The organism is Weissella sp. ESL1139 (genome assembly GCF_058506735.1).
In genome coordinates, this window is the sequence record NZ_CP196375.1 from 1,165,893 (window position 1) to 1,178,655 (window position 12,763).

General features: G+C 38.3%; 11 protein-coding genes. All 11 read right to left on the reverse strand.

From position 1 onward, the window contains the following. Positions 1 to 10: 10 nt before the first annotated feature. Positions 11 to 733: a YebC/PmpR family DNA-binding transcriptional regulator gene (locus ACSYSF_RS05665; protein WP_489867014.1), complete on the reverse strand. Its 723-nt coding sequence runs from the start codon at positions 731 to 733 to the stop codon at positions 11 to 13. 52 nt (positions 734 to 785) lie between these two features. Then, positions 786 to 3,320, reverse strand: a complete 2,535-nt coding sequence (gene recD2, locus ACSYSF_RS05670) for an SF1B family DNA helicase RecD2 (protein WP_489867015.1) — start codon at positions 3,318 to 3,320, stop codon at positions 786 to 788. Beyond that, complete coding sequence (locus ACSYSF_RS05675) at positions 3,301 to 3,969, reverse strand: tetratricopeptide repeat protein (RefSeq protein WP_489867016.1); 669 nt, start codon at positions 3,967 to 3,969, stop codon at positions 3,301 to 3,303. The genes recD2 and ACSYSF_RS05675 overlap by 20 nt, the downstream gene beginning before the upstream one ends. A gap of 18 nt (positions 3,970 to 3,987) precedes the next feature. Beyond that, on the reverse strand, positions 3,988 to 4,650 hold the full coding sequence (locus ACSYSF_RS05680) for a histidine phosphatase family protein (RefSeq protein ID WP_489867017.1): 663 nt from the start codon (positions 4,648 to 4,650) through the stop codon (positions 3,988 to 3,990). A gap of 93 nt (positions 4,651 to 4,743) precedes the next feature. Further along, positions 4,744 to 7,536, reverse strand: a complete 2,793-nt coding sequence (gene ileS / locus ACSYSF_RS05685; protein WP_489867018.1) for an isoleucine--tRNA ligase — start codon at positions 7,534 to 7,536, stop codon at positions 4,744 to 4,746. Positions 7,537 to 7,813: 277 nt separating this feature from the next. Then, positions 7,814 to 8,458: a DivIVA domain-containing protein gene (locus ACSYSF_RS05690; protein ID WP_489867019.1), complete on the reverse strand. Its 645-nt coding sequence runs from the start codon at positions 8,456 to 8,458 to the stop codon at positions 7,814 to 7,816. Between the two features lie 14 nt (positions 8,459 to 8,472). Further along, entirely contained in the window at positions 8,473 to 9,258 is a 786-nt protein-coding gene (locus ACSYSF_RS05695) for a YlmH family RNA-binding protein (protein ID WP_489867020.1), read from the reverse strand. 8 nt (positions 9,259 to 9,266) lie between these two features. Then, a complete protein-coding gene (locus tag ACSYSF_RS05700; RefSeq protein WP_489867021.1) occupies positions 9,267 to 9,530 on the reverse strand; it encodes a YggT family protein in 264 nt (87 codons plus the stop codon). Positions 9,531 to 9,541: 11 nt separating this feature from the next. Continuing rightward, positions 9,542 to 9,991, reverse strand: a complete 450-nt coding sequence (locus ACSYSF_RS05705) for a cell division protein SepF (RefSeq protein WP_489867022.1) — start codon at positions 9,989 to 9,991, stop codon at positions 9,542 to 9,544. A gap of 11 nt (positions 9,992 to 10,002) precedes the next feature. Then, a complete protein-coding gene (gene ftsZ / locus ACSYSF_RS05710; RefSeq protein ID WP_489867023.1) occupies positions 10,003 to 11,259 on the reverse strand; it encodes a cell division protein FtsZ in 1,257 nt (418 codons plus the stop codon). A gap of 30 nt (positions 11,260 to 11,289) precedes the next feature. Further along, the gene (ftsA, locus tag ACSYSF_RS05715; RefSeq protein WP_489867024.1) at positions 11,290 to 12,684 is read right to left on the reverse strand and encodes a cell division protein FtsA; all 1,395 of its coding nucleotides are present in this window, start codon (positions 12,682 to 12,684) and stop codon (positions 11,290 to 11,292) included. Positions 12,685 to 12,763 lie beyond the last annotated feature (79 nt).

Genomic DNA, 12,763 nt, shown 5'->3' on the forward strand with positions numbered 1-12,763 from the left:
TCTTAATTATTTATTCAGCTGTAGTGAAGACTGCTTGAACATCTTCGTTGTCTTCCAGTTCAGCAACTAAGTTAGCTAATGATTCTTGCTTATCTTCTGGCACAGCCATTGGATTTTGCGCAATCATTGTAACTTCGTCGTTTGTTAACTTGTAACCCTTTTCTAGTAGCGCATCACGCACTTCTGGGAAAGCCTTTGGTTCTGTATAAATTTCAAATTGATCATCAAATGTCTTCATGTCATCTGCACCAGCATCTAACATATCTTCAAACAATTGATCTTCATCAATTTCATTATCTTCATCACGCTCAATTTCCATGTAACCCTTACGATCAAATTGGAATGAAACTGAACCTGACGTACCTAGCTCACCACCAAAGTGCTTAAATGAAGAACGTACTGATGAAGCTGTACGGTTAGTGTTATCTGTTAAAGCTTGCACCAAAACAGCAATTCCAGCTGGACCATATCCTTCATAAGTTAGCTCTTGGTAATTCGCACCATTGGTACCAGAAGCCTTATCCAATGCACGTTGGATGTTGTCCTTTGGCATGTTAGCTGCCTTAGCTTTATCAATTACCAAACGCAACCCAGAGTTTGATTCTGGATCAACACCACCTGATTTAGCTGCCGTATACAAATCACGAGCTAACTTTTGGAAAATCTTACCACGCTTCGCATCTTGGGCGTTCTTACGTCCTTGGATGTTATGCCATTTACTATGTCCTGACATTTCAGAAACCCCTTTTCTATCGAAAATATATCGATTTATTTTACCATATAAATTAAGTATTTGCCAATTCTTGATGATTATCTGGCATAAAATCATATGGTGTGACATCATTTAGACCAATATTAGGATCAATATTGCCTTGTTCAATCAACGCAGACGTTAATATAAAGTCCTTTGGTTTATTTACTTCAGTCAATACCTGTTTAGCCTTAGATGCTTCGCTATCAATGGCTGTTTCATCAAACAGTGAATCCTCGACTAATATTGTCTTTTCATCAAGTCTTTTATTATCAGGTGCTTGACCGTTTGCATACTGTAAAATACGCGCCTGCAAATTAGTTTGCCGATCTACGCCTAATGTTATGACAGCCGTTTGATACGCACTCAATTGTCCAATTAATACCAACGACTCGCTAGCACGCGTCAAACCTGTATATAGCAAGTTACGCTTTAGCATCCGTGAAAATGCGTCAACCAACGGCATGATAACTAATTTATACTCTGTACCTTGTGACTTATGAATGGTTGTTGCATAAGCTAGTGTGATATTTTGATAATTTTCACGCGTATAAGTAACTTCACCGGTATCAAAAGCCACTATCAACTGATCTTTATTATCCGTATTTGTCTTGTCTTTAGCTAACAAAATACCTGTAATATAGCCAATATCACCATTAAATACATTGTTTTCTGGATCATTAGCTGTTTGCATAACTTTATCGCCGACACGATAATTAAACACTTGATTATCCCGTTTGATATCAATTGACTTTGTACGATTAGTGACCGGATTGAAAATATTTTGGACAATCTCATTTAAGTTATTAACACCAGCTGCCGTGCGATACATAGGAGACAAGATTTGCATATCAGCAACTGAATGCCCCTTATCCTTCCAACTTTTCGCAATCTTTTCAATCAGCTTAGGCACATTATTCAAATTTGCAGGGAAAAATGAACGATCAATTTGCTGTTGCGTAAAATCAGCTGGTAGGCGACCATTTTTCACTTCATTTGCCAAAGAAATAATCGTTGAGCCTTTTCCTTGTCGGTGAATCGTTTCTAGTTCGCGATAATTCAACAAGCCACTAGCCAATAAATCATAAAATACACGACCAGGCCCTACTGATGGTAGTTGATCCTTATCACCGACCAAAATAATTTGCATATTCGCTTGAATAGCTGATAACAAAACAGCGAATAATTGTGTATCGACCATTGACATCTCATCAATAACCAGTAAATGACCGGTAATTTCTTCAACATCGACATCACTGATGTTCACTTCACGTCCAGTTATACCCAGTAAATGATGGATAGTTGTTGCCAACATCCCCGTTGACTCCTGCAACCGCTTAGCTGCTCGTCCAGTAGGTGCTGCCAAATGTATACTATCATCAATTTCATCAGTTTTTAAACCATCAGCTCTTAATAACTTCTTCAAAGTCGCAACCACGCCACTAATAATCGTCGTTTTACCGGTACCAGGTCCGCCAGTCAAAATGAATAATTGATTGGTTAACGCTGCGATAATGGCTTCTTTTTGTGTCGCATCATAATCAAAATCATTCGCTTCTTCTACTTCATTTAAAAATTTAACAACCTGTTTGCGATCATACGTTGTTTGACTGTGATGGGTTAAATTAATTAACCGTTCAGCAATTTGATTTTCTGCTTCATAAATTTCTTGAACATAAAAATAACTACCGTCTACAACAATAGTACCTTCACTCGTTAAGCCTAATAATGCCTTTTTAATCATGGCATCAGTCACATCAGCCGGCTGGCTTTTTGCTAATAACGCTTTGGTACTACTTAACAAATCAGGCAAAACCATATACGTATCACCTGAACTGAAAGTTTTATTATTAATTGTTGCAATAACTCCAGCTTTGATACGACGCTCATCTAAAACATCAATGCCTTGTTGCAAAGCGAATTGATCAATTCGTTTAAAAGAAACACCGTCAATATCAATAACTAACTGATAAGGATTATTTTTTAAAATAGCCAACGTATCTTTTTGATATTTCTGATAGATAGCTGTCGACAATGCCGAGCCGAAGCCAAAATCATTTAGGGCTATAATGGCACGCTCCATACCATCAGATTTCATTAATTGATCAACAATAACTTGTTGTATATCTTTTGAAACACCAATACCCTTTAAAATATCAGGCTTATCTAAAATTAATTCAATCGCATTAATGCCTAATTCATCAACAATTTTTGTGGCAGTGACTTTTCCAACACCGGGAAAACTGTCACTTGATAAATACTTCACTAAACCTGATGCTGTACTAGCGGCTTGACGATGGTAGTTATGGGCCATGAATTGTAGACCATAGCGGGGATGCTCTTTTAGCTGCCCTTTAAATTCATAACTCGCCCCAATTTGGATATCACCAAAACTACCTGTAATGGTTATTTCATCTTCATTAAAATCAAAATTTTTACTAACGATAGCAATTCGTAATACTTTATAAAAAGAATCTGACGCCGCAAACATAATATTTTGTACTTGCCCAGTCACACTTGGGGTAAGGTCCACTTCATCTTCTAAAATATCAGTCTGAATTGGATTCATTGTTTTGACTTCCTAACATAATTGTAATTAATTCATCAAGCCGTTTTGCATCTGATTCATACTGTTTTGAATCAATTTTTTTAGCTTGCTCTAACCAAGGATTAGCTTCTTCATCGTTGGCTTGTGCTATTACACCACGCCCGAAATTGGCACCATAATCTTGATCATCTACTGAAATTGCTTGATCAAACGCAGCAGTTGCCGCTGTTAAATCACCAAGACTTAACCAAACATTTCCCAATAAAACTTGGGCTTTAACATCTTGCTTATCCTGTTGCACCGCTGTTAATGCAAAGGCCAAACTTTGTTTAAACTTATTTTGGGCATAAAAACTTTGCGCTTGCATCAAAGTTGCATCATGTTTTAACTGTTCATCGGTAATCTTATCAAAAAAGGTTGCCGCACGCGCATAATCTGCTGCTGTGTAATAAACGTTACCAGTGGCATAGAACAATTCTTGTTGAGCTGCCGCATTATCTTTAAATAAAGTTAAGCTTTTCAAGGCTAACTCCTCGGCAGCTGCTAATTCATCCAAAACAGTTAACAATCCAATTAAATCCACATACGCCTGCCAATGGTTAGGATTTTTAGAAATATCTTGAACCAAAGCTTTTATATTTTGTTGAACTTCATCATCTACCTTTGACATTTGTTTTTCTCCATTTAATTAAATTGTATTTAATTCATCTGCCAATTCATTCAAATAACTGGTATCGTTACGCAATAATTCTGTGAAATTTTGACCGTCAGTTGTTTCTAAAATTGATGTACTCGTATTACCTAGCCCGCCACGATCACGCAAATGGTCAAGTGGGATGTTTAATAAACCACCCATACCCGTTGTTAAAGCAGCACCATGACTAAAGAAAATTAGATTAATATCTGAACCACCATATTGTGCCACTGCTGATTGAACCGCATCCCTAAAACGTTGTTGAACGGCTTCAAACGTTTCGGCACCTGGTACTAAACTTGCGTCAAATTTTTCAGGATGATGGCGTGATGCTTCATACATACCAGCCCAATCTTTTTTAACCTCACTAAAAGTCATGCCTTCCCATACACCAAAAGAAAACTCTTTTAATCCTTCTTTAACAGACAAAGCTGGCTTGTCTTCAAAGTATGCTAATGTCTGCTTGGCTGTATCAACAGAACGCTTAATTGGACTTGTAAAAGCATGTGCAAATTCAATGTGACTTAAATGCTTTCCTAACTGGGCAATTTGTTCAATTGACTCCGGTAATAAAGGTGAATCGCCGCCAGATCCTTGAAAACGTCCTTCAGCGTTCCAAGCCGTCTTCCCGTGGCGGATAAAATATAATTTCGTCATGCAGTGATTCTCCAATCTATTTTTTGCTTGTTACCTTCCATTATAGTAAAAAAAACGAGTAGAAACAAAAAGTTCTACTCGTTTAAAAACAATCTATTCTAATCCTTCTGTCAAAGCTTCAGGGAAGTTTTCACGCACAATTTGTGCTTCGTGAGCTGATAACATAGGGAAATCTTTATCTGTTCCTAAATCAGTGTGATACATACGATCACGAGGTGATACCTCACCCACAGCATGCTCAACCTTAATTAGGTAACCATTGTAGTTCTCAGCATCAGTTGGTGCATCAGCAGCCTTTTCTAAGTGTAACTGTGATACAAGCAACAATACTCGAATATCTTGCCCCAATGACGCAACCATATTTGCTTGCTCATCACTCAAGTACAATGTCAATGCAGCTTCAGCAGGTTTACCGATCATTTTAGCATTACGGGCCACTTCTAATGATTTATTCGTTGCATCACGCAATGACATAAATGCATCCCACTTAGCAAATAACTCGGTCGTATCACCCAAATCTTCAACTTCTGGCATATCAGTTAAATATGCAAAATCAGCCGTCTCATATGGTAGATACTCAAAAATTTCTTCTGCTGTATGTGGCAAAATTGGCAAGATTAACTTATCTAAATCAACCACAATCTTGTACAAAACAGTTTGCAATGAACGACGCAAATGACCGTTTGGTGCTTCAACGTACAAAATATCCTTGGCGAAATCAAGATAGAATGCTGACAAGTCCACATTGATAAAGTTAATTAATAACTTGTGTACTTGTTGGAAATCGTAAGCATCATAGGCATCCTTGAACTCACCTACTAGGTTATTAAAACGGGCGTAGAAGTATTGATCAACAGCTGTCATTTCGGCATAAGGTACAGCGTCCTCATTTGGATTAAAGTCAGTTGTATTTGCCAACAAGAAACGCATCGTGTTACGAATCTTACGATAAATTTCTGAAGTTTGTGACAAAATGTCCATTGATACACGCACATCAGCTGATGTGTCAACTGTTGAAACCCATAGACGAATAATTTCAGCACCCATTTGCTTAATAACTTCATTAGGTTCAATGGTGTTACCAATTGACTTAGACATCTTTTCACCATTACCGTCTAAAGTAAATCCTTGTGAGACAACTTCTTTGTACGGTGCTTTACCTGTAACGGCAACTGACGTGATTAATGATGAATTAAACCAACCACGGTATTGGTCAGATCCTTCCAAAACCATTGTTTCTGGGAACTCTAATTCTGGACGAGTTGCCATAACACCTTGATGTGATGAACCTGAATCAAACCAAACATCCATGATGTCGGTTTCTTTTGTAAACTCGCCATGAGGTGAATGTTCATTAGTATAACCTTCTGGTAGCAAGTCCTTTGCTTCACGTTCAAACCAAACAGTTGAGCCATGCTCAGCAACTAATTCAGCCACATGATTGATAACATCTTGATCAAGAATGGCTGTACCATCTTCAGCATAAAAGATTGGCAAAGGAACACCCCAGACACGTTGACGTGAAATGACCCAATCACCACGATCACGAATCATATTGTAAAGACGCTTCTTACCCCATTCAGGCTTAAATTTAACCTCATCTAGGGCATCCAAAATTTCTTGACGGAAACTATCAATTGAAGCAAACCATTGTGGTACAGCACGGAAAATAACCGGCTTCTTAGTCCGCCAATCAAATGGGTAGCTGTGTGTAATTGGTTCAGATTGAACCAAGGCATCAACATCACGTAACTTTTGCAAAGAAACTTCATTAGCATCTTCATAGAAGACACCGTCAAAATCTTCACCTGCTTCAGCAGTTAGATAACCACGATCATCAACGTTCATAACTGGCTTAATACCATAACGTTTACCAGTCATAAAGTCATCTTCACCAAATCCTGGCGCTGTGTGAACCAAACCAGTTCCAGTATCATCAGTGACATAATCTGCCAAAACAACCAAGATATCTCGGTCCATATATGGATGCTTCGTAACCATATATTCTAAATCTTTACCTTCAAATGTCGCCATAACAGTTGGTTCTTCCCAATCAAACTTTTCAGACAATGAGTTAAGTAATGATTCAGCAACCACGTACTTTTTAGCTGAATTCTTAGGTTGAACTTGTACGTACTTAAAATCAGGATGAACGGCCAAAGCTTGTGAAGCTGGCACAGTCCATGGCGTTGTTGTCCAGGCAACTAAATACGTGTTTTCATCAAGAAGGCCTTTACCATCCTTAATTTGCTCAGAAATAAAAGCTGACTCTGATGTAACATCATGATACTCAATCTCTGCCATTGCAAGAGCTGACTCTGAAGACCATGACCAAAAGACTGGTTTCTTACCACGATAAATCAAGTTACGATTAACCATGCTACCAAAGACACGGATTTGAGCTGCTTCAAAAGAAGGTTGCAAAGTCAAATAAGGATTATCCCAATCTGCTGAAACTCCCAAGCGCTTGAAATCAGCCATTTGCTTTTTAACTTGCTTATGTGCAAATTCATCAGCCATTTTACGCCAAATAACGGGGCCAACCTTCTTACGATCTTTACCCGCTTTGGTCAACTGTTGCTCAATTGGCAATCCATGTGTATCCCAACCAGGTACGTATGGTGCATAAAATCCATTCATTGACTTATAACGAACAATAATATCCTTTGAAATCTTGTTCATTGCGTGGCCAATATGAATATTTCCATTTGCATATGGAGGACCATCATGTAGCATGAATGATGGCTTGCCTTCATTCATTTTTTGACGACGTTCGTATACTTTATTTTCGAACCAAATATTTTCGCGTTGTAATTCTGTTTGTGGTAAATTACCGCGCATTGGAAACTTAGTCTTACCAAGATTTAAGGTCTTCTTGATTTTCATAATTAGTTCCTCTAACCTTTCTCAAAATATGTCTACTAAATCATTACTCTAATAAAAAACCCGCATCAGTCAAAATGACTAATGCGGGACGTTTTTAGCGTGGTACCACCCGAGTTCACAATTTAAAAATTTAAATTGCCTCTTTAATGTATGTGTACTAATTTTCTGCTGATAGATATAATCCGTTACTATCTTAGGCTTACACCATTTCCTAAGTCGCTGGTTAGAATAGACTATATTTTTTGGTCAGAAACTTTATGCTATATATAATAACTAATTACTTATCTTTATTCAAGAAATTTTCTGAATCTTCGCTATCTTCGGGGAAAATAACCACAGTTTCAGCTTCTTGATTATCAGTTGCAGGTTCTTCTTCAACTGATTCTTCTGAAACAGCGGCTGCTGATGGCTCTTGATAAGCAGCTGGTGTTTGGAATGAATTCCATTCATCAGATTGAACCATATCCAATTGTGCACGAAGCAAACCTTCAATCTTGGCTTTGAAGGCACCCATTTCTTGATCAAGGCCTTCTTTTTCAGCAACTAATGATTCATTCTTAGTTTGTGAATCCGTTAATAATGCATTTGCCTTGGCATTTGCTTCCATAACAATCTTCTGAGCTTCAGCTTGGGCTTGTTGCAACGCAGCTTCGGCCTCAGCCTCTGTTTGCTTCTTCAAACGATCTGCTGCTTCTTGCGCAATCAAAATTGAAGAATTAACAGATTGCTTCATTTCTTCAACTTGCTTAGCATTTGCATCAGCTTCAGCCAATTGTGTCTTTAATGTTTGATTTTCTTGTTGTAAAGCATCAAAATCATCCACAACGCGATCTAAAAAGTCAGAAACTTCTTGTTTGTCGTACCACTTATTACGACTAGTGGTAAATTCTTTTGCATGAATTTCTTGTGGGGTTAATGTCATGAGATTTCTCCAATCTATTTTTTAATTACCGCCAATGTTAAGCGCCATTTATCTTTTTTCGTTAAGCCATTGAGTTCATCTAATCTTAGCCGACCATAATGTCGAACAGAAATAATATCATTAACTGCTAACACATAATCTGGCTTGTTAATAGTCGCCCAATTCACTTTAATTAAATCATGTTCAATCATTTGTTTAGCATGGCTTCTAGAAATATTATACCCATTTGCAACGATACTATCTAGTCGTAAAGAACTAACAGTTGTATTTACGATTTCCCAGTCAGCAGTTATGGGAGTCATATCATCTTTAGTAATTTCTTCAAAGCGCACTTTTGTTTTACCAATATGATTTAAATGATTCAAAATAAAAGTTCCCATTGATTTAGTAGTAGTAAAATACCACTCATCGGACTCCCCTTTAATGATATCACCTATACTTTGTCGTGCAATACCATTATGCATAAAAGTGCCCAAAATAGTACTATGATGCAAGGTTGTAAACTTTTCAGGATATTTAATTTGAATTAACATCAATTCAAAATCATCCATCATTGGCTGGTAATAACTTGGTGCAATTAATAATCGTTTATTTTCTGCATTTTCATAACCACCAAATTCATACAACTTAATATTATCCTGTTGATTAACCAAAGTGGTTACAATATAAACTTCTCTTGGGTTCAAAAAATTCGTCAGAACTGGACTATATTCATCCAATACCTGACGAACCAAACCCTCCGCCATATTTAGAAACGTTGTTTCATTAGGGCGGAAATGTTGTGCTACATTATCAACCATAATTTTCTCTATATCATTGCTTGAGCAATAGCCTGCAATCCCATTTCAGCTGCTTGCAATAAAAGCAATCCAACTATCGGAGTTAGATCAAACATTCCAAGCGGCGGAATGAAACGGCGTAACGGGTTTATAACTAATCCGGCAATCTTTTCCAATAACTGGCCAAATGATGATTGTGATGCACCGGGTAACCAAGACATCAATACCCAAATCACAATCACAAATTCTAATGCACGAAGTAGTAAACTCAATAATCCAAAGATTGTTGCCATATTACCACCTGTTAATTAAATTGTTGACCAAGATTTTGCGAAATAGTACCTGAAATCTCAAAGTTGTGTGGTGTTGCTAAGAAAATACGTTCACCAACACGTTCAATAGTGCCATCGACAGCAAACGCTGTACCACCTAAGTAATCTAAAATTCGCTTACCTGTGTTTTCGTCAATTGATCCTAAATTGACAATAACTGCTTCGCCACCAAGTAATTGCGTCGCAATAGTTTGTGCATCAGCATATGTACGAGGCTCATATAAAGCAATTTTAGCTGGTTCATCTCTTGAGCCATCCATCTTAATAACATTTGCCCGACGTTCATTGGTTGGACGAGTGGCATTGTTATTTGTTGATTCGAAATTAGATTTTTGTTCTTCTTGACCATCTTCAGATTCTTCATCTTCGTAGTAGTAATTGTCATCACCACCAAAAATATAATCCTTAAACTTAAATGCCATAAACAGCCTCCTTACTTATCGCCACGCTTCATCCAATTAAAGTAAGCTGGACGTTCAATCTCGTCGTCTGCCGAACTTGGTTGAGCTGAAGAAGATGGTTGTGCAGGTTGTTGTTGAGGTGCTGCAGATTGAGCAGGTGCACTTTGTTGTGATTGACCTTGATCACTAGGTGTTCCCCAATCAGCAAATGGATCATTGTTAACCACTGGTTGTTGTGCTTGTGGTTGCTGTTGTGGTTGTTCAGCGTTCATTGATTGAAATGGACTAGCTTGCTGGTTTGATCCTAAATTAATTTCTGGACGAGGTGCCTCTGGACGATCAATACCTGTTGCAATAACTGTCACAACTAAGTCGCCATCCATTTCCATATCGATGGTTGTACCAAAGATAATATCAACATCTGTACCTGATGCTTGTGCAATTGTTTCTGAAGCTTCTTGTGCTTCAAACAATGACATATCAGCACCACCCTTAACAGATAGCAAAACATTAGTTGCACCTTCAATTTTAGCTTCCAACAATGGTGAAGCAATTGCCTTGCGAGTTGCTTCAGCAGCACGGTTCTCACCAGATGCTGAACCAATTCCCATTAGCGCAGTTCCTTGACCAGCCATTGCTGTCTTAACATCAGCAAAGTCCAAGTTAATAATTCCAGGCTTTGTGATTAAGTCTGAAATACCTGAAACACCTTGTAGCAACACATCATCGACCATCTTGAAGGCTTCCATAATTGGGGCCTTCTTATCAACAATTTGTAGCAAATTGTTATTAGCAATAACAATCAATGTATCAACGTTATCCTTTAGCTTTGCTAGTCCTTCAGCAGCTGACTTGCCACGACGAGGACCTTCAAAAGAAAATGGACGTGTGACAACACCAATTGTCAAAGCGCCAGAATCTTTAGCGATTTTAGCAATTACTGGTGCTGCTCCAGTTCCAGTTCCACCACCCATACCGGCAGTCACAAAGACCATATCGGCACCTTGTAGTGCTTCTGTTAACTCTTGTTCGCTTTCTTTAGCAGCAGCTTCTCCAACTTCTGGACGAGCACCAGCTCCTAATCCACGAGTAGCTTTTGAACCGATTTGAATCTTGTTTTCTGCTGAAGAACGCTCAAGAGCTTGTGCATCAGTATTGGCAACGATAAATTCGACACCTTCTACGCCATCAGTGACCATTTGGTTAACGGCGTTACCACCACCGCCACCGACTCCGATAACTTTAATTGTTGCACCATATTCTTGATTCGTGTCCATTTGAAAATCCATATTGAACTCCTTTTTTTATTAATCTATGAATTAGTCAAAGAAATCCGCAAAGAAAGCCTTAACGCGACTCTTCTTCTTAGGTTGTTCTTCATCAGTAAATTCAGTATTTTCAGCTTCTTCATTTTCAGGTTGTGAAACAGGCTTTTGCTCAACTTTAGGCTGACGCTTAGGTTGCTTAACTTTGGCTTGTGGCTTAGGTTTCTCAACTGAATTGTCATTCGTTAATTGCATCATACTGTTTGGTTGGCCTAACACCACTAATGGTAAGCCATACAAAGCTTGCTTAACAATTAACTGAATAGGTGTTTGCTGTGCAGCATAATGGATTAATGCCCATGCACCCGCATAACCCGGATGACGTAATCCAATATCATCTGGTGCAAACAACTTCGTTTGCACCTTATAATTTGCGTGAATAGCTTCGGGAATACCACGTAAAGCAGCACCACCCCCGGTAACTACAACACCACCAGGCATTTGGAAAGCGCCTACCATATCAAGTTTTTCACCAAGTTTACTCAAAATCTGAGCGACACGAGCTTCAATAATTTCTGCTAACAATTTTTCAGAAATTTGCTCAGGTTCCTCAGCACTAATCTTTTTAATTACTAATTGATTGTCTTCTTGTGCTAACTCTGAAAGTGCAAAACCAGAATCTAGTTTTAACATATCCGCGTCATGTAAGCCGACTTCAAGAACAGCACTAATATCACGAGAAATATTATCACTTCCAGCTGGGAAAGAAGACAAGAACTTTAACTGATTTTCATGGACAACAGTTGCTGTTGTTTGTCCAGCACCCATATCTAGTAAAATCGTACCAAATTCTTGTTGGCCATCATCTAACAAAGTTTTACTGTATGCTAGTGGTGCCAAAACAAAATCACGTAACTTTAATCCAGCCTTGCTGATTGCAAGACGTAGATTCCCCATCACATTGCGTGGTGCGGTATATGCAATACCATGCATAGCCAGACGCATCCCCACCATGTCATTAGGATCTTGAATACCATCAAAATCATCAACAACAAATTCAGTTGGAATTAATTCGACGACCTCACGATCTGCTGGTAATTGAATTTTTACCGCTTCTTGAACGGTGTTAGCAACATCCTCATATGAAATATGTTGACTATCTTTAACTGTCACAGTTCCTTTAACATGTTGAATTTGAATGTTACTTGCGGGTAAACTTGCAACTACTTCCGTAATTGGTTGCTCAGTTTGCTCATTTATTTGTGCTACTGCTTGACGAATATCAGTTGCTGTTGCATCAATATCAACAACAACACCCTTCTTGACACCGTGTGCAACAGAGCGACCAACCGCTACAATATTAGCTTGTTGGTCTCTAACATCTGCTGCTAGCACTTTAATGGTGTTAGTCCCCACATCAAGACCAACAATTAATCCATGGTTGGCCATCTTAATTCCTCCTTTGACTACCATACAAAAATGTTCATTTTTATAAACAATTCTTTAAGAATAATACCATACTTTAGGG

Coding starts and splice junctions, on each gene's coding strand:
- ACSYSF_RS05695 (WP_489867020.1), bottom strand. CDS start 9,258: ATGGTTGATAATGTAGCACAACATTTCCGCCCTAATGAAACAACGTTT.
- recD2 (WP_489867015.1), bottom strand. CDS start 3,320: ATGAATCCAATTCAGACTGATATTTTAGAAGATGAAGTGGACCTTACC.
- ftsZ (WP_489867023.1), bottom strand. CDS start 11,259: ATGGATTTTCAAATGGACACGAATCAAGAATATGGTGCAACAATTAAA.
- ileS (WP_489867018.1), bottom strand. CDS start 7,536: ATGAAAATCAAGAAGACCTTAAATCTTGGTAAGACTAAGTTTCCAATG.
- ACSYSF_RS05680 (WP_489867017.1), bottom strand. CDS start 4,650: ATGACGAAATTATATTTTATCCGCCACGGGAAGACGGCTTGGAACGCT.
- ACSYSF_RS05705 (WP_489867022.1), bottom strand. CDS start 9,991: ATGGCATTTAAGTTTAAGGATTATATTTTTGGTGGTGATGACAATTAC.
- ACSYSF_RS05690 (WP_489867019.1), bottom strand. CDS start 8,458: ATGACATTAACCCCACAAGAAATTCATGCAAAAGAATTTACCACTAGT.
- ftsA (WP_489867024.1), bottom strand. CDS start 12,684: ATGGCCAACCATGGATTAATTGTTGGTCTTGATGTGGGGACTAACACC.
- ACSYSF_RS05665 (WP_489867014.1), bottom strand. CDS start 733: ATGTCAGGACATAGTAAATGGCATAACATCCAAGGACGTAAGAACGCC.
- ACSYSF_RS05675 (WP_489867016.1), bottom strand. CDS start 3,969: ATGTCAAAGGTAGATGATGAAGTTCAACAAAATATAAAAGCTTTGGTT.
- ACSYSF_RS05700 (WP_489867021.1), bottom strand. CDS start 9,530: ATGGCAACAATCTTTGGATTATTGAGTTTACTACTTCGTGCATTAGAA.